The sequence below is a fragment of the Paraburkholderia haematera genome, from assembly GCF_905220975.1.
Classification (GTDB): domain Bacteria; phylum Pseudomonadota; class Gammaproteobacteria; order Burkholderiales; family Burkholderiaceae; genus Paraburkholderia; species Paraburkholderia haematera.
In genome coordinates, this window is the sequence record NZ_CAJNBK010000028.1 from 1 (window position 1) to 16,945 (window position 16,945).

Here is a 16,945-nt window from a genome sequence, read left to right on the forward strand (position 1 = left end):
GAGCTGACTGTCCATGTGGCGACAACTGATCGGGTCGACGCCACAGGAGGGAATATACAAGTAGGCAAAAGAAAGCGGCTCACACCGCCAGCTCTTAAGCGGGTCCCCCGCACAGCCACGCTAGTGGTGCATCTGGAATCTGTGTTCTCGCACATTCCACCTCAGTGACAAGGCAGTCATACCTCCGGCGGCGCTGCGCGCGCCGAACCGTAATTCATACCCCCCCTCCGTTTGATGCCCGCGTTTTACCCCCGTGCTATGACTCGTTATCGCATCGTCACTGCAATTGCTAATGCGGGTGCGGGGCGGGTGCGGCTGTAACTACGAGGCGTAGTGGGGCACATGGACATTTCATTTGAAATGGAGAATACCTCTGAGTGGGGAGGCGCTTTGCCGGGGCGAAGGCGACGCCCCCCACCGCGTCTGTGCGAAGCCCTTGGTTTGGAAGATGAATCCTTCTGGCGAGCACGCGGTGCGAGGCGGGAAGCATGACTGCCTTGTCACTTACGTCGACTGTGCGAGAGCACAGATTCCAGATGCACCACTACCGCAACTGTGCGGGGGACCCGCTTAAGAATTAGCGGTTTGAGCCGCTTTCTCTTGCTTACTTCTCTTTGCGGCAGGCAAAGAGAAGTGAGTGCCGCCCCGCACAGGGGCAACGCTAATAAACCACTAACAAATCAAGGAAAGGCCAAAACCGCAAGCGAACAACCAAAAAGCGCCGCGCAGGCAACAAAAATCAAAAAAAGCCCAACACCACAAACCAACAGAAATAAACCACCAAACAGGCAAAAAAACCCCAATTTCTATGTGACCATACCCAAACCCCAAACCCCAACCCGCACGGAGTGCAAAAAGCAAAATGCTACAACCAGACCCACTCCACCCCCTGCGTCCCTTCCTGAAAAACTACGTGTGGGAACACGGCCACATCGGCACTCGCTACATCAGCTGCGCCACCGGCGAAATCAGCTTCGATGACGGCAAAAAATCCCGCTTCGCGACAGAAAAATACCTCTACGTCCCGCTAGACAAAGACGCCGCCGACGACCCGCTGGCCACCGGCCCCTCCACCCAGGACGCCGCCCTCGCGCGCTTCCTGCGCGCCGCACAACTGGGCAAACCCGAAGAAGCCGGCTCCGCCGCGGAAGTCCAACGCGCCGTTCACGATTGCCTCGACCTGGCGATCTTCAGCGCCTATCAGCACGACGCGCTGCAAGCAGTCGACCACTACACGCAAGAAGCCATGTTCGACGACGAAATCCGCGCGGCACTCGTCAGCGATATTCGCCGGGTCTATACGCCCATGCGCGAACAACTCGCGCTCTATGACTTCACCGTGCTGCACGGCCTGCCCACGCCGCTTCTCTTCAGCGATTCGCCATTCATCGACTGGCGCGTGCGCGTCAAGCCGGCCATGCCGTTCGTCTCCCTGCCCCTCGGACCCTACGCATTGCTGGTCGGTACCCCGTCAGGAAGAACCAGCCGCGCCGCACCCGTCGCGTGGAAAACCGCCGTCTCGATGGGCGCGCTAAAGGATCACAATCGACTAATGGTCGAGCGCGCGCGTCTGTGGATCGTGGCCACCAGCGACGATCAACTGGTGGCTATACAGGATCGCTTCAAGAAAGACGACGCGTAACCGACGCCGCCCCCATACCCTCACGCCTCACGGCGCGGATGCGCTTCGAGCGCAAGCGAAAATGCCAGATGGCCGATCTCGATGCCCATGGTGTTGAACATCGGCGGCGCATGAAACGCACCCAACTGCGCACGTTGCTCAGGGCTACCCATTTCAAACCGCGCGAGCAATTCGGCAACGGTCGCATACAGCACGCCGATGTTGCCGTCCTCCACTTTCACGGCAATGCCGAGTGCACCGTCGGCGCCAAGCTGCGCGGTCTGCCGCGAAGCCCGCACGCCGATTGCATAGCTGCCGTCGGCGCCGACCTTGCCGATCAGCGCACCATCGAACGCGCGCATCAACGTGGTACAGAAACGTCCCTCGCCTGCCACCCACTCCGGATGCGCCGCCATCGCACGATAGATGCGCGCGAGCGCAGCAGTGCGTGGCGAAATGGAAGAAGAGGAAGCCGAAGTCTCATCCTCCGCGGCAGCGAGCTTCGCGAACAATCGGGCGAGTCGATCGAGCGGGAACGCCGGCGTCGGCAGATTGCAACCGTCGATCGACCATTGCACCGCGTCGTCCGGCAAGTCGCATACATCGGCGACGGTATGCTTTACGCGCACCTGCAACGGATGCTCCGGCAGTTCATAGCCGCGTATCGCCGCGCCGATCGAACGCGCCCCGGCCAGCATGCCGGCGTGCTTACCTGAGCAATTGCTGCACACCGCGTCCGGTTTGAAATCGCGCTTCAGCCAGTCGACATACACAGCGTCGGACAACGGGGGATGGCCGCCGCAACGCAGGTCGGTTTCGCTGACCTGCGCCTTGGCCAGCATCTGCCGCGCGCGTTCGATGTGGCGCGCCTCGCTGCTGTGCGAGGCGCACATGAGCGCGAGATCGGTATCGTCGAAACCGAAACGCTCGAGCGCGCCGGTTTCCAGCACCGCCAGGGCCTGCGCGGGCTTTGCCGCCGAGCGCACCAGCGTGATGCGCAACGGATCGCCAAATGAATACAGCAGGCGGCCGTCGGCCTGAACCACCGCGACATGGGCAATATGGGTGTTCTCGATCGCTTCGCCGCGATAGACAGTCGCCGCAACCGGCCCGGTTTCACGCAAGGTCATGTTCGTTCTCCTCCTGATCGCTTCAGTCGTTGCGATCGCTATGAATAGCGTTATGAATCGTCGTGACGCGAGCGATTCTACGTTCGTCGTTCGCTCAATCCAAATCGACGCTGTACAGCCACGGTCAGCGAGCGCGTTGCACGACGAGTTGGGCCAGTGCTTAAGCCGCTTTGTCAATATGTTCGATGAGGTAGTCGATCAGCACTCTCACCTTGGGCGGCAAAAAGCGGTTCGGCGGATACAACAGCCACACCGACCCCACGTAAGCGCGCGCTTCGAGATTCCAGTCGGGCAGCACTTGCACGAGTTCGCCGCTGCCCAATGCATCGGTGGCGGCAAATTCAGGCAGGCTCGCAATGCCGAAATCCTGCTGCGCGGCTTCGAGCCGCGCGCCCGCATGATTGGCGATGTAACGCCCTTTCACATCCACCGTTTGCGTCTCCGTGCCACGGCGGAAGCGCCAGCGGTTGTCGTCGGCAGTTTCGCCGAGGTAGATGCAATCGTGCTGAAGAAGATCGCGTGGTTGAGCCGGCGTGCCGCGCTCACGCAGATAAGCCGGCGATGCGCCCAGCAGCCAGCGCACCGAGCCCAGCCTGCGTCCTGCGAGGCCCTGCGGCGGATGCTCGGTCAGACGGATCACCAGATCGACATCGTCGGCGAGCGGGTCGACGTCGTGGTCGGTGAAAAGCAACTGCAGGTCGACTTCGTCGTAGGCACGCAGAAAGCCGGGGATCAGCGGGTGAATCACCGTCTTCGCGAACGCGGTCGGCGCGCTCACACTCACCTTGCCTTGCGGTCTCCCGGCCAGTTGCCCGGCGGCATCCACCGCGCCCGATGCGGCGCTCACCATGTCGCGGCAGAAACGCGCCACCTGTGCCCCGGATTCCGTCACCCGCACCGTGCGCGTGGACCGTTCGAGCAGGCGTGTCGCCAGGGCGTCCTCGAGGCGCTTGATCTGACGGCTGACCGTGGACGGCGTACTGCCGAGCTGACGCGCGGCCGCCGAGAAATTGCCGGCGTCGACAACGCGCGCGAAAACCGCCATGTCCGGCAGCAAGGCGAAAAGGTCGGTTGGGTTCATCGTGAGACGCTCGCCGGATTGAGTCGATTAATGCATCTGCGACATAAATGCTATGCACCGTGACCCGATTATCGCCTCCCGAGCAAAGTTCGACAATACGCGCTCATCTGCTCGAGGTCCGCCATGTCGAAACAAGAACGCCTGCTTCTGCTCTCCGATCTGATGCTGCTCGCGGTCGCCGTGGTCTGGGGCACCAGTTACGGCGTCGTCAAAAGCGCATTGGTGTTCTATCCGGTGCTGGGCTTGCTGGCGATGCGCTTTGGCATCACCTTCGTCATCCTGTCACCCGCTTTGCGCCACTTGCGCGCCGCCGATGCCCGCACCCTGCGCGGCGTGCTGATCGCGGGCGCCCTGTTGCTCGGCATCTTTCTCTGCGAGACCTTCGGCATTCTGCTGACGCGCGCGGCCAATGCCGCGTTTCTGATCAGCTTATGCGTGGTGCTGACGCCACCTGTCGAATGGTGGCTGCTCAAACGCCGGCCGACTCCTATCGAATGGGCGGCGGTCGCGCTTTCGCTGTTCGGCGCCTGGCTGCTGACGGGCGATGGCGCGCTGAGTTTCAATGCCGGCGACGCGCTGATTCTGCTCGCCGCGCTGCTGCGCGCGCTGACCGTGTGTGTGACCAAACGGGTGATGCGCGACTCCGCGTTGCCGCCTTTATCGGTAACGGCAGTTCAGTCAGGTGTGGTGGCACTCGGCAGCGCGGCGGCGGCGCTGCTGTTTGCGCCGCAACAGTGGCAGCCGGTGCCGCCGCTCGCTGGACACGCCATGTTCTGGGGCTATGTTGGCTATCTGGTGCTGGCATGCACGCTGTTCGCGTTCTTCGCGCAAAACTTCGCCATCAAACGCAGCAGCCCGACGCGCGTGTCGTTGCTGATGGGCAGCGAACCCGCCTTCGGCGCGCTGTTCGCGTGCATCTGGTTAGGTGAACGGATTTCAACGGCAGCCTGGATTGGCGGCACATTGATCGTCGCGGCGTCGGTTCTCGCGACGGTGCGATGGACGGCGTTGCGTGTGAGCGCCGCGTGAGCCGTTGCGGACCTGGATCGCCTTCACCGTTGGCGTGAAGGCGATGTCGCCCGGTCTTCAAATCGCGCGCTCGCGGCACCCGGGCAGTCCGCAAACAGCGCGTGGGGGCCTCGATCAACTGGTTGGCGCCAGCTCCTCTTCCCGCTCCAGCGAGCGCGTGCGCTTGAGTTCCGGAAAGAACCGCATCCACAGCAGTGCGATGGCGATCGTCGCGATGCCACCTACCAGCACGGCCGGTTGTGCGCCCCACCACCCTGCCGTCACGCCCGATTCGAATTCGCCAAGTTGATTCGACGTCCCAATGAAAAGTGAATTGACCGCGCTGACACGACCGAGCATGTCGTCCGGCGTACGCAGTTGCACGAGCGACAGGCGTACTACGACGCTAATGGTGTCCGATGCGCCCAGCGCCATGAGCGCGAAAAGCGACACGAGGAATTGATGCGACAAACCGAACACGACGGTGGCGGTGCCAAACGCGATCACGCCGCCGAACATCGCGGCGCCGGGCCGGTTGCGCAACGGGAAATGCGCGAGCCAGATGGTGCCCGCCAGCGCGCCGATGGCGGTGCCCGAGCGCAACAGGCCGAGACCGAGCGGGCCGGTGTGCAGGATGTCGCGTGCGAAGACCGGCAACAGCGCCGTCGCGCCGCCGAACAGCACCGCGAACAGATCGAGCGACAGTGCGCCGAGTATCACGGGTTCTTTGCGAATAAAAGCGATACCGGAGAACACCGACTCGAGCGTCACCGGCGCGCGGTTCGCCAGCCTGGCCTGCAATGGGATGGCCCACACGGAGGCCGCGGCGGCCGCGAATGTGAGCGTGCATGCGAGGTAGGCCGCGCCCGGGCCGATGCCGTAAAGCAGGCCGCCCAATGCCGGACCCGCGATCTGGGCGGATTGATTCGCGGAGGTGGCCCATGCCGTCGCTTTGGGCAATGCCCGCGTGGCACGACGCCCGGCAACAGCGATGCAACGGCAGGCGATTCGAACGCGCGGGCCGCGCCCACGCATGCAGCCAATGCGTAGATGACCGGTGCGCTGATCCAGCCACTGAAGGTGCCGAAGGCGAATAACAATGCAGCGACGCTTTCAAGACTCTGACAGATAGCCGCGATCCGGCGACGGTCGTAACGGTCGGCGACGTGGCCGACCACGAGTGTCAGCACGAACATCGGCAGAAATTGGGCGAGACCGACCAGGCCCAGTGCAAAGGCGCTATGCGTTAGCGCGTAGATGTGCCAGCCCATTGCCACGGCGAGCATCTGGAACGACAGCGATGAGAGGACACGGGTACACCAGAAACGTTGGAACGCAGGGTGTTTTGGCAAACTGAAACCAGGGTCGCCGACGGGGTCGGCTGGAGGCGGGGGCATGGATTTCTTGCTCTCAACTAGGCTGGCTGGGGCGGCACGTAGTGTAGAGCAAGTTTGTTTATTTTGTTTTTACGCTTACGCGAGGTTTGCTATCCGAGCTATCCAGTGCCTTTAGCGCTCGCTCGTAGCGCGGTGACCCAAGCTCCAGAAGCTTGATTTCGTAGACGATGTTGAGAAGACCGTAGTGCTCTATAACGCATACGACCGCCTCAATGCTGCCCCGCATTCAGCAGCATCCAGGTTTGCGTTCCTGGCTCGCCCGCAAGGAGGCGAACAAACGCCGCGCCGCAACGCGTGCAGGTGTAATGCTGCTCCGCTCTCGCATCCTTCACCGCACCGGCTCCGACCAGGGTCAGCGTGTCGTGTGGTTCAACCGTCGAGAGTTGTCCGTAAAGGTCCGCGCATGGCGTGCAGGGCTGAATCCAGAGTTCCATTTTGAACGTATTGAGCGATGGTCAGCCGTTGCCGGCACTCCACCCGCCTTCGGGAATCATGTCGACGCGCCGCTTGCCTTCGACATATCCCGCCTCGCGGGCTTCTTCTTCACTGCGGAAAGTGGCGGCAAGTTCCTCAAAACGAATGCTCTGCCCGGTGAGGTGAGCATGAGCACCGTGACGACAGATGTACGCCGAGTAATGCCACAAGGTAGCCGGAGCCGGCGGACCGTATGCCAGGATCGGAAGAACCCAGACTTCGTATCCGTTGTGCTCGATCTTGTCCCACATGGCAGCCTCCATTCGGAATTTTAACGGATCTTATGCGACTGCCCGCGGCATGAAAGTCGAGACCGCACGAGCATACCGGCGCTTCGTCAAACCTGCGGAAGATCGTCGATGGACTTTTCGACACTTCCGTCGGGCTCCTCTGTATCGATTCCATCGGGGCCATTGGTGTGCGCAACGATTTTTATCTTCGGCCCCAGAAATCTCACGCCGCCGAGGGTAAAAAGGGACCACCCTGCGTCGCCCGCGCGGATCGCCTTGACCACCTCGGCCACCTCGACAATCGCGGTCGGCGACAGCCAGTCATGCGTCCTCAGGTCGACGGGAGCCCAGCGCACGTGCGTGACACGATCCGTTGCAGGGTTAATGCGTACACCGTCGATTGCAAACGTAGTCATCTCTACCTCCATCATCCTGACAAAGGAATCCCAGTATTATGCCTCGCTTCTTTCCGGCTCTCCGACTCATTGCATGGCGAGATCACCTGCGACGCCGACGCGCCTTAAGCCAAATGCTACGCCCCATGGACGGTGTCCGGCAGGCAAAGCGCGAACAACCTCCCCAGATGCGGTTCGCCGTCCTCGACACCGGCGAGGCGCAACGCGTGCCAGGCCATCGCAAAGTTGCTCGATATCACTGGCTTGCCGATCCTTGCCTCGAGTTCCGGAATGAGCCCGGCGATGCGCAGGCTCGTGCAGGAGACAAAAACAGCGTCCACGTCGGCGTTCCGTGCAAGGTGCTCGACGGCGGCTCGCAAAGACGCAGCATCAATCCGCGCAACTTCGTTGTCGTTCGCATGTTCGAACGACGCAACCCGCGTGACGCCGATACCCCGCGCTTCGATGTAGTCGCGCATTGTGCCGTTGATCGCACGCACATAGGGCGTCAACAGTGCGGTGCGCCGCACACCTAGCGCGCGCAACGCGGCGAGCGCAGCGGTGATCGGCGTGGTGCACGCGACACCGGGACGCGCTTCGTGGATGCGCGCAAACACGTTTTCCTCGCCGATCACCATCGATGCCGACGTGCAGCCGAACGCCACGACATCGATCCGCTCGCCAGGCCGGATCAGCGCCACCGCTGCTGGAATGCGAGCGTCCATTTCCATGAGCCGTTCGGGCGTGATGTCCGCCGAGTTGTACACGCGGCTTTCGTAGAACGCCACACCATCCTGGGTGAGCAGCTTGCGCCATTCGTGTTCGATCGTATGGTCGGTGGCGAGCACCACGAGGCCAATGGCGGCACGCCGGCAGATGCCGTCGTCCAGCACGAAATCGAGTCTTGCGTAGGCGTCGTCCCGCCATGCATCAGTGCTCATTTCAGTGTCATCCCTGTCATGTCGATCTCGGGTTGGCGACCGGCCATGATGTCGGCCAGCAGCTTCGCGGTGCCGCACGACATCGTCCATCCCATGTGTCCGTGTCCGGTGTTCAGATACAGGTTCCTGTGACGCGTGCGACCGATCAGCGGCGTCCCCTCCGGCGTCATCGGGCGCAGGCCGGCCCAGTAGGTCGGACTGTCGTAGTCGGCGCCGCCGGGAAACAGTTCGCGTGCGGCCTGCAGCATGGTCGTGAAGTCGGCGGGGGTGTGGCGGGTGTCATAGCCGGCGAATTCCGCGGTTGCGGTAAAGCGCAGCCGCTGGCCAAAACGCGCCCACGCCACGAGGTTGTTCTCGTCGACGCCGCCAAGCTCCGGTGGACGGTGATCCGGTCCGACCGGGAACGTGGCCGAGTAGCCCTTTACCGGATACACCGGCAGCCGATAACCCAGGCGCCGCGCAATAATGGGCGACCAGGAACCGAGCGCCAGGACAAACTCGTCACCTCGCACGAGTCCCGCCGGCGTATGCACGCCGACTATCTGGTCGCCCGACGCCTCGATTGCGCTGACCGGTGTATTGAATTCGAAACGCACGCCAAGGCGTTCGCACGCCGTCTTCAAGGCGCAGGTGAACAGGTGCGCGTCGCCGCTTTCATCGGTGGGGCAATAGATTGCGCCGGCAATCCTGTCACGCGCGGCGCCAAGCGCCGGCTCCCGTGCGACGACCTGCTCCGCATCGAGCGTTTTGAGCGGCAGGCCGTTGTCCTTGAGAATCGCCATGTTCTGCGTGCCGCGCGCAAAAGACGCTTCGTCGCGATAGAGATACAGCAGGCCGCGGCTGATGCGGTCGTATTGCAGGTGCTCGGCGGCAGCCAGTTGTTGCAGTTGCGCCTGCGCGTAGCGGCAGAGCATGACCTTGCGGCTCGTGTTCACGCGCGAGCGCTCCGCTGTGCAGTTTCGCAGGAACTGGAGGCACCAGATCCACATATGCGGGTCGGCGTTGAGTTTGAGCCGCAGCGCCTGTCCTTCGACGAAGAGCGACTTCAGCAGGATTTTCGGTGCGCGCGGAGAGGCCCATGTGTACGAATGCCCTGGCGCAACCAGCCCGGCGTTGGCAAAACTGGTCTCGAGCGCGACGCCCTGCCGGCGGTCGATCACCGTTACCTCGCGGCCCTCTTTCGCAAGGTACCAGGCGGCCGTGACGCCTGCGATTCCGCCCCCCAGCACCACGCTTCTCATACGCGACTCCCTGTCGGCAGGAGTTAGCGCTTTAGCGCTTACTCCTGCCCCATGCACAGCTGTCGGCTGGAGTTAGCGCTTTAGCGCTTATTCCAGCCCCATGCAAAGCTGTCGGCTGGAGTTAGCGCTTTAGCGCTTATTCCAGCCCCATGCAAAGCTGCTAGCCGTTTAAATATAGCGCTGCGGGCACATTGGATGGTGGTTTATACGCGGATACCCTATCCCGCCCAATCTGCGGCGAGACCTATCATGAAAGGAGCACTTTCGTAACGGCGCCGCGATGAGCCTGCCCGACAAGCCATTGATCCAGCGGATCATGCATTGCACGCGAACGCACGTTTTCGTCCGCTCTCTGATGTCACCGGTCTATCCGCGTGGCGGATCGCTTCGATCCCTTTCACAATAAGGAGTCACTAACATGATTGCTCAGAAGAATGGCACGCCCGATGCAGTTCGCGTCTTGCGGCTAACGACGATCGCGGCCGTGGCCGCTCTGGCCGTGCTAGCCGGCACGGTCCCCGGTTCGGCGCGAGGCCAGGGTGCCACGATCAAGATTGGCGTGCCCGTGCCGCTGTCGGGCAGCAGCGCCAATGCCGGCCAGGACATCGTCAACGGTGCCAAGCTCGCCGCCGCCAAAATCAACGCGGCCGGCGGCGTGCTCGGCAAGCAGATCGAGCTTGTTCCGGAAGACGACGCGTGCGACGCACAGACAGCGGTCCAGGCCGCGCAGAAACTGGTCGATGCAGGCGTCGCCGCGGTGGCAGGCGGTTACTGCTCCAGCGCGGCGCTGCCGGAATTGACGACCTTTCACCGCACCGGCATTCCCTACGTGATGGACGCGTCGACCAATCCCAAACTGACCGAGATGGGCTACGAGAACGTGTTCCGCACGATCGGCCGTGACGACGAGCAAGGCCCGTTCGCGGCCAACTTCATCAAGAACTTCCTGCACGCAAAACGCGCGGCGGTCATCAACGACAACACGACCTATTCCAAGGGCCTCGCCGACAACACGGTGGAAGCATTGAAGAAGAACGGCGTCGACGTGGTCTACGACGATGCGATCACGCCGGGCCAGATGGACTACTCGCCGACGCTGACCCATGTCGGCTCACTGAAGCCGGACGTGATCTATTACACCGGCTATTTCGCCGAAGCCGGCCTGCTGGTGAAGGAGGCGCGGCAACTGGGCCTGAAGATGACGCTGATGGGCGGCGACGCCACCAACGACCCCACGCTGATGAAAACAGCCGGCCCCGCAGCCGACGACATGGTCATCACCACGGCCCCGCTGGCGCAGTTCCTGAGCGCCGCGCACGGCTATGTCGACGACTATACGAAGGCCTATGGGCAAGGTCCCGGCCCCTATTCGGTCTACGAATACGATGCCGTCGGGGTCACCGCAAAAGCAATCGCGAACGCAAAATCGACAGCGCCCGCGGCCATCAGTGCTGCTCTGCACAAGATCTCCGGCTATCAGGGCGTGACCGGGACAATCAGCTTCAACCCGAAAGGTGACCGTAGCAACGCGGTGTACATCGTCGTCACCGTGCGCGGCGGCAATTTCACGCCTTACCAGCGGCTCGATTCAAGCGGACACTGGATGGCGATGAAGTAGGCCCTGTCGCGCACCGGGCCCGGCCATGAGCACCTTTTTCCAGTTCGTCGTCGAAGGGCTGACGACCGGCTCGTTCTATGCCCTCGTCGCCCTCGGCTACACGATGGTCTACGGGATTATCCGGCTGATCAACTTCGCTCACGGCGACTTGTTCATGGTCGGTGCGTTCGTCGGCTGGACCGCTTTGACGGCACTTGCCGCGGTGCATCTGCCGCTCGCTCTCGCGCTGCTGATCGCGCTTGTCGCCTCAATGGCGGTCACCGGCGCCCTGGGCCTCGCCATCGAGCGGCTGGCGTACCAGCCGCTTTTGCGCGCGCCGCGGTTGTCGATCCTGATCACGGCACTCGGTGTTTCACTCGCGCTGGAGAACGGCGTCCTGCTGCTCTACGGCGCCGGCTTCGACACCTATCCGCACGTGCTCAGCCAGGCAGGATTCGAGCTGCTCGATGTGCGGGTCAGTTTCACGCAGATCGGCATCATCGTGGCGAGCCTTGCGCTGATGCTGGCGCTGTATTTCTTCGTCCATCACACGTTTCTCGGCACAGCCATGCGCGCGCTGGCGATCGATCAGGATGCGGCACGTCTGATGGGCGTCAACGTCGAGCGGCTGATCCAGTTGACCTTCCTGCTCGGTTCGGTGCTGGCCGCCGTTGCGGGTGTCATGGAAGGGCTCTACTACACGCAGATCAATTTCTTCATGGGCTTCGTGCTGGGTCTGCGTGCTTTCACCGCCGCCGTTCTGGGCGGCATCGGCAACATTCCGGGCGCGATGGCCGGCGGCATCCTGATCGGCCTCCTCGAGGCCTTTGGCGCCGGCTATGTCTCGTCGCAATGGACCGATGTGCTGGTGTTCGGCGTGCTGATCGGTGTACTCGTGATCAAGCCGACCGGCTTGTTCGGCGAACGCGTCGTCGAGAGAATGTAAGCCATGAGCGCGACGCACGCTTCAGCGCGTTGGCGCCGCCCTGCCGGCGTAGCGCTCCTTGCGGCCGCCGTGGCGCTGCCGGCTGTCGCCAGCAGCTATATCGTCGATGTCGGCCTGACCATCGCCACCTATTCGATCCTCGGCCTGGGACTGAATATCGTAGTCGGTTATGCAGGACTGCTGGATCTGGGCTATGCCGCCTTCTTTGCGATCGGCGCCTATACGACGGCGCTGCTGGAAACACTGCTTCATTTCTCGTTCTGGGAAACGCTGCCGTTCAGCCTCGCGTTTGCCGGTGCGTCGGGCATTGTCATCGGCTACCCCACTCTGCGCCTGCGCAGCGACTACCTGGCGATTGTCACGCTGGGGTTCGGCGAGATCACGCGCATCGTTGCCACTAATCTTCGGATAACGGGCGGCCCGAACGGCATCTACGGTATCGACAGCCCCAGCCTGTTCGGCTACGAGATCAGTTCGCCCCATGCGGTCTATGAACTGGGTATCGCGTTCCTCGTGCTGGTGCTCGTGTTCGCGATCCGGCTCGGCCAGTCGAGGCTCGGCCGCGCCTGGACCAGCATCCGGGAGGACGAGGCGGCCGCCGAGGCCGTCGGTGTGCCGACGCTGCGCGTCAAACTGCTTGCCTACGTCATGGGCGCGCTGATCGGCGGTTTTGGCGGCAGCCTGTTCGCCGCGCGCTTCGGGACAATCGACCCGACCGGGTTCACCTATCTGCAGTCCGTCACGATCCTGATCATCGTCGTGCTGGGCGGTCGAGGGAGCATTCCTGGCGTGATACTCGGCGCCGTCATCGTTGCCGGCCTGCCCGAGCTGCTGCGCTTCCTCAACCTTTGGCGCATCTTCGGGTTCGCGATCGGGCTGGTGATCCTGATGCTGCTCCGGCCGCAAGGCCTGTGGCCGGCGCCACTGCGCCGCGTAGCGCCGCCACGCGAGGGCGCCGGCGCAGCCAAGCCCGTGCCCCGCGAAACCGTCGCCGATGAAATCCTGCTCGATGTGCGCAACATGCAGCGTCGCTTTGGCGGGGTGCGGGCAGTCGACGGCGTGAGCTTCACCGTGCGCAGCGGAGAGATCCTCAGCCTGATCGGCCCGAACGGCGCCGGCAAGACCACGGTGTTCAACTGTCTCACCGGCGTGACCCGCCTGAGCGGCGGTCAGATTCTCTGGCGCGGCGCCTCGCTGGTCGGCGGGGCACCGCATCGCATCGTCCACCGTGGCATGGCGCGCACCTTCCAGGGCATCCGCCTGTTCGCCAACATGACGGCCTTTGAGAACGTGCTGATCGGCATGGACCATCGGCTCCGAACGCAGCTGATGGCTGAGCTGCTTGCGCTACCCTCCGCTCGTTCCGAGGCGGCCGATCACGCGACGGAGGGTCTCGGCTGGCTCAGCTTCGTCGGCCTCAGCGCCCGGGCTGGCGAACGCGCGGCCGACCTGCCCTATGGCGACCAGCGCCGGCTGGAGATCGCGCGTGCGCTCGCCAGCAACCCGTATCTCCTGCTGCTGGACGAGCCAGCAGCAGGGATGAATCCGACCGAGAAGCACGCGCTGATGGAATTGATCCGGCGTATTCGGGATCTGGGCGTGACGGTGCTGCTGATCGAACACGACATGATGCTGGTGATGGGCGTGTCGGACCGGATCATCGTCATGGACCACGGCGTGATCATCGCCGAGGGTCCGCCAGCCGAGATCCAGGCCGACCCGCGGGTGATCGACGCCTATCTCGGGACAGCCGAAACAGACGAAGCGGCTGACGATGCCGCCGGGGAGAAATCGCTGTGGGACTCCTAGAAATCCGCGATCTGCATGTGAGCTATGGGAACGTCGAGGTTCTGCACGGCATATCGCTGGATGTCGCGGAAGGTGAGATCGTGGCGTTGCTCGGCAGCAACGGGGCGGGCAAGACCACCACGCTACGCGCTATTTCCGGGTTGATTCGCCCACGTGCCGGACAGATCGTGATGGCCGGGCATCTGCTCACCGGACTGCGGGCTCACCAGATCGTCGCCCTGGGTCTCGGTCATGTGCCGGAAGGCCGTCGCATGTTCGGGGCGCTGACAGTGGAGGAAAATCTGCGGCTCGGCGGTTATCTGATCCGGGCGGACGGTGCCTTGCTGGAACAGCGGATGACCGAGGTCTATGAGAAGTTCACGCGGCTTGGGGAACGGCGCAGCCAGTTGGCCGGCACGCTCAGCGGTGGCGAACAACAGATGCTGGCGATCGCACGCGCCCTGATGCTGCGGCCTCGCGTCGTCGTGCTGGACGAACCATCCATGGGACTGGCGCCGAAGCTCGTCCGGGTGATCTTCGGCATGATTGCCGACATCTGCAAGCAAGGCACCTCGATCCTGCTCGTCGAGCAGAACGCACGCCAGGCGCTGCGGATCGCTCATCGGGCTTACGTGCTGGAAAGCGGGCGCATCGCGCTTGCGGGGCCTGCGAGGGAGCTGGCGCAGGATAGCCGGGTTCGCGCGGCGTATCTGGGTGGGAGTGCCGTGGCAACGGAGTGATGACGAAAATCAGGCATCCTTATCTTTTTTCATCAACTCGTCGAAACTGATTTTCCGAACACGCTCAAAATCCGTCGACCTATTTCTGATAGTCGTCACGCCCGCCGTCGCCGCCTCTCACGCCTGGTAAGTCGACAACGCCAGTCATTGATATCCACTGACAAATTCGACGGCGGATGCCGAGTTCGCCGGCATGGCCGCACGGAGCTAGGTCGGCGTTCTCCCCAACGCGCTCGCGGGTGTTTCCCACTGGTTGATCGCGCAACTTCGTGCGTAAGATGAACTGATCCGCGCGCGTGATACGGTGCGGGCCCGCGAATGGCGGGACGCAGGCGGCAGCGCCAGGATCGACGCCAACGAGTGTGTTCATCATGCATGCGAAGGTGTGCGCGGCGGCTGCCTGTCCTGCGGTCGCAATGGCGCCAAGGGACCCGGCGGCGATTGCCGCGCAGACGACGTCCGGTCGGCTTGGCCGGGCTGCCGCGCTTTGCCACGTCTTGATCGCAGTGGCTTGCGCGCTGGGCGCGGCGCCGGTTGCGCTCGCCGAGACACCCGCCAATGCAGTCGGTTCGGCCGACGCCGCGCGCGCCGTCAACACCGTGAGCCAGGCCGATTCCGCCATTTCGCCGCGCGACGACGCCGTGCGCCAGGTCGTGCTAGGGATTATCAGCTTCACGCACTGGCCGGCGTCGCCCGCCCGCCTGCGCCTGTGCGTGACGGGCCGGCCCGACTACGCGCACGGCCTCGTCGACACGCTGCAGGCCGGCTCGACGCCGCTCGACGTGCAGCGCATCGGCATTGACGATCCCGCCATCGGCGCAGCCTGCGACGTCATCTATTTCGGCAACCTGAGCGACGATGAGAGGCAGCAGGTCAGAGCCGCCGTGGCTGGCCATCCGGTCTTGACCATATCGGAACACAGCCCGTCCTGCACCGCCGGCAGCATGTTCTGCCTGAATCTCGATGACGAACGCGTCACGTTCGACATCAACCTCGACGCCGTGGCGCGCAGCGGCGTACGGGTTCACCCAAATGTGCTCAAGCTCGCGCGACCGCCGCTGACGCCATGAGACAGCCCGCGCCCCCCGACTCCCTTCCACGCCCGACGCTGCAAAGCGTGTTGCGCCGCGCGCACCTGCGCCTCGCGTTCGTCGCCGTGGCGATGGCCGCCGTGTCGTTGATCGTGGTGGCCGTGATCGCACTACGTGTCTATGCCGGCAACAATCTGAACCTGCTGGCACGCTCGCTCGGCTATACGGTCGAGGCGGCGCTGGTGTTCGGCGACCGCATCGCGGCAACCGAGGCGATCGGGTTGATCGCCCGCGAAGAGGATGTGGCCGAAGTCGTCGTGACAGATCGCAAGGGCCTGCCGTTCGCGGCGTGGCAGTTGCCCGCCGGCAGTGCGATCGGCACGTTCGAGCGGGAGGTCGCCGACATCGCACTGCCCGGGCCCGTGACCACGTTGGTGCTGCACGACGGCATCGTCGTCGGTCACGTCGAAGTGCGCGGCCAGGGTCACCAGTTCTTCGGCTTCCTGCTCGGCGGTGTCGGCGGCATCCTGGCCTGCCTCGCCGTCAGCGTGCTCGGCGCCTATGTCAGCTCGCAACGCGTGCTGCGCAACATCGTTGCGCCGCTGCGCGCGCTGGCCGGCGTCGCCTATGCGGTGCGGCGCGAGCGGGCGTTCGAGCAGCGCGTCAAGCCCGTGGCGATCGCGGAACTGAACCAACTCGGCGACGACTTCAACGCCTTGCTCGACGAGTTCGAAGACTGGCAAAACAACCTGCGCGAAGAGAACTCCTCGCTCGAACACCAGGCCAATCACGACGCCCTTACGGGCCTGCCCAACCGCGTGCAGTTCGAGTCGCGCCTCGGGCGCGCACTCCGCGAGGCCGCGGAGACGGGTCAGCGGGTCGCCGTGCTATATCTCGACTGCGACCGTTTCAAGGAGATCAACGACTGCTTCGGCCATGAAGCCGGCGACGCGGTGCTGATCGGCATCGCGGCGCGGCTGCGCACACAGTTGCGCGAGGCCGAACTTGTCGCGCGCCTGGGCGGTGACGAATTCGCCGTGATGCTGGCGCCCATGCGCGAAGCGGCCAGCGCTGGACGTATCGCCGAAGGCGTACTGGCCAGCATTGCACCGACGATCGTCTTACCCGATGGCCGCACAGTGACCACCATGATGAGCATCGGCGTTGCGCTGTATCCCGATCACGCGTGCGACGCGATCGGCTTGCTGCGCGCCGCAGATGCAGCGATGTACCGGGCCAAGCGCGCGCGGCCGGGCTCATGGCAGATTGCTGAGGGCGGCGCCGGACCGGCTTGATGGCACGGCCAGGCGCTGCAGCCGCGGTGC

Annotated in this window: 14 protein-coding genes and 1 pseudogene; 8 read left to right on the plus strand and 7 right to left on the minus strand. The window is 63.6% G+C overall.

Annotated elements, in window-relative coordinates; translation table 11 throughout:
- Positions 1-862: 862 nt before the first annotated feature.
- Positions 863-1,642, plus strand: a complete 780-nt coding sequence (locus KHO23_RS29820) for a hypothetical protein (RefSeq protein WP_211615890.1) — start codon at positions 863-865, stop codon at positions 1,640-1,642.
- Between the two features lie 20 nt (positions 1,643-1,662).
- On the opposite strand, the gene KHO23_RS29825 is transcribed toward KHO23_RS29820, so the two are convergent.
- The gene (locus KHO23_RS29825; protein ID WP_211615892.1) at positions 1,663-2,751 is read right to left on the minus strand and encodes an asparaginase; all 1,089 of its coding nucleotides are present in this window, start codon (positions 2,749-2,751) and stop codon (positions 1,663-1,665) included.
- Between the two features lie 160 nt (positions 2,752-2,911).
- Positions 2,912-3,832 (minus strand): LysR family transcriptional regulator, encoded by a 921-nt coding sequence (locus tag KHO23_RS29830; protein WP_211615893.1) that lies wholly within the window; start codon positions 3,830-3,832, stop codon positions 2,912-2,914.
- A gap of 123 nt (positions 3,833-3,955) precedes the next feature.
- Between KHO23_RS29830 and KHO23_RS29835 the strand changes: the two genes are divergently transcribed.
- Positions 3,956-4,861, plus strand: a complete 906-nt coding sequence (locus KHO23_RS29835; protein WP_211615898.1) for a DMT family transporter — start codon at positions 3,956-3,958, stop codon at positions 4,859-4,861.
- Between the two features lie 114 nt (positions 4,862-4,975).
- Here KHO23_RS29835 and KHO23_RS29840 read toward each other — a convergent pair.
- From KHO23_RS29840 to KHO23_RS29860, 5 genes and pseudogenes are all read right to left on the minus strand, one after another.
- Positions 4,976-6,237: pseudogene (locus KHO23_RS29840) on the minus strand (MFS transporter).
- Between the two features lie 455 nt (positions 6,238-6,692).
- Positions 6,693-6,962, minus strand: a complete 270-nt coding sequence (locus tag KHO23_RS29845; RefSeq protein ID WP_211615900.1) for a hypothetical protein — start codon at positions 6,960-6,962, stop codon at positions 6,693-6,695.
- An 86-nt stretch (positions 6,963-7,048) separates the two neighbouring features.
- On the minus strand, positions 7,049-7,357 hold the full coding sequence (locus KHO23_RS29850; RefSeq protein ID WP_211615902.1) for a hypothetical protein: 309 nt from the start codon (positions 7,355-7,357) through the stop codon (positions 7,049-7,051).
- A gap of 116 nt (positions 7,358-7,473) precedes the next feature.
- Positions 7,474-8,277, minus strand: a complete 804-nt coding sequence (locus KHO23_RS29855) for a maleate cis-trans isomerase family protein (RefSeq protein ID WP_211615904.1) — start codon at positions 8,275-8,277, stop codon at positions 7,474-7,476.
- Positions 8,274-9,518, minus strand: a complete 1,245-nt coding sequence (locus KHO23_RS29860) for a D-amino acid dehydrogenase (protein WP_211615906.1) — start codon at positions 9,516-9,518, stop codon at positions 8,274-8,276. The genes KHO23_RS29855 and KHO23_RS29860 overlap by 4 nt, the downstream gene beginning before the upstream one ends.
- A gap of 418 nt (positions 9,519-9,936) precedes the next feature.
- Here KHO23_RS29860 and KHO23_RS29865 point away from each other — a divergent pair, with 418 nt between their 5' ends.
- From KHO23_RS29865 to KHO23_RS29890, 6 genes are all read left to right on the plus strand, one after another.
- Complete coding sequence (locus KHO23_RS29865; RefSeq protein WP_211615908.1) at positions 9,937-11,136, plus strand: branched-chain amino acid ABC transporter substrate-binding protein; 1,200 nt, start codon at positions 9,937-9,939, stop codon at positions 11,134-11,136.
- Positions 11,137-11,161: 25 nt separating this feature from the next.
- Complete coding sequence (locus tag KHO23_RS29870) at positions 11,162-12,061, plus strand: branched-chain amino acid ABC transporter permease (protein WP_211615910.1); 900 nt, start codon at positions 11,162-11,164, stop codon at positions 12,059-12,061.
- A 3-nt stretch (positions 12,062-12,064) separates the two neighbouring features.
- Entirely contained in the window at positions 12,065-13,870 is a 1,806-nt protein-coding gene (locus KHO23_RS29875) for a branched-chain amino acid ABC transporter ATP-binding protein/permease (RefSeq protein WP_211615912.1), read from the plus strand.
- Entirely contained in the window at positions 13,858-14,589 is a 732-nt protein-coding gene (locus tag KHO23_RS29880) for an ABC transporter ATP-binding protein (RefSeq protein ID WP_211615915.1), read from the plus strand. Before KHO23_RS29875 ends, KHO23_RS29880 begins: the two co-directional genes overlap by 13 nt.
- Positions 14,590-14,960: 371 nt before the next feature.
- Positions 14,961-15,659: a YfiR family protein gene (locus KHO23_RS29885; RefSeq protein ID WP_211615917.1), complete on the plus strand. Its 699-nt coding sequence runs from the start codon at positions 14,961-14,963 to the stop codon at positions 15,657-15,659.
- Positions 15,656-16,915 (plus strand): diguanylate cyclase domain-containing protein, encoded by a 1,260-nt coding sequence (locus tag KHO23_RS29890; RefSeq protein WP_211615919.1) that lies wholly within the window; start codon positions 15,656-15,658, stop codon positions 16,913-16,915. Before KHO23_RS29885 ends, KHO23_RS29890 begins: the two co-directional genes overlap by 4 nt.
- Positions 16,916-16,945: the final 30 nt, after the last annotated feature.

What these genes read in the sequence shown, in the direction of transcription:
- KHO23_RS29850 (WP_211615902.1), bottom strand. Translation starts at nt 7,357, where the DNA reads ATGACTACGTTTGCAATCGACGGTGTACGCATTAACCCTGCAACGGAT.
- KHO23_RS29855 (WP_211615904.1), bottom strand. Translation starts at nt 8,277, where the DNA reads ATGAGCACTGATGCATGGCGGGACGACGCCTACGCAAGACTCGATTTC.
- KHO23_RS29835 (WP_211615898.1), top strand. Translation starts at nt 3,956, where the DNA reads ATGTCGAAACAAGAACGCCTGCTTCTGCTCTCCGATCTGATGCTGCTC.
- KHO23_RS29860 (WP_211615906.1), bottom strand. Translation starts at nt 9,518, where the DNA reads ATGAGAAGCGTGGTGCTGGGGGGCGGAATCGCAGGCGTCACGGCCGCC.
- KHO23_RS29875 (WP_211615912.1), top strand. Translation starts at nt 12,065, where the DNA reads ATGAGCGCGACGCACGCTTCAGCGCGTTGGCGCCGCCCTGCCGGCGTA.
- KHO23_RS29885 (WP_211615917.1), top strand. Translation starts at nt 14,961, where the DNA reads ATGCATGCGAAGGTGTGCGCGGCGGCTGCCTGTCCTGCGGTCGCAATG.
- KHO23_RS29845 (WP_211615900.1), bottom strand. Translation starts at nt 6,962, where the DNA reads ATGTGGGACAAGATCGAGCACAACGGATACGAAGTCTGGGTTCTTCCG.
- KHO23_RS29820 (WP_211615890.1), top strand. Translation starts at nt 863, where the DNA reads ATGCTACAACCAGACCCACTCCACCCCCTGCGTCCCTTCCTGAAAAAC.
- KHO23_RS29870 (WP_211615910.1), top strand. Translation starts at nt 11,162, where the DNA reads ATGAGCACCTTTTTCCAGTTCGTCGTCGAAGGGCTGACGACCGGCTCG.
- KHO23_RS29830 (WP_211615893.1), bottom strand. Translation starts at nt 3,832, where the DNA reads ATGAACCCAACCGACCTTTTCGCCTTGCTGCCGGACATGGCGGTTTTC.
- KHO23_RS29825 (WP_211615892.1), bottom strand. Translation starts at nt 2,751, where the DNA reads ATGACCTTGCGTGAAACCGGGCCGGTTGCGGCGACTGTCTATCGCGGC.
- KHO23_RS29865 (WP_211615908.1), top strand. Translation starts at nt 9,937, where the DNA reads ATGATTGCTCAGAAGAATGGCACGCCCGATGCAGTTCGCGTCTTGCGG.
- KHO23_RS29890 (WP_211615919.1), top strand. Translation starts at nt 15,656, where the DNA reads ATGAGACAGCCCGCGCCCCCCGACTCCCTTCCACGCCCGACGCTGCAA.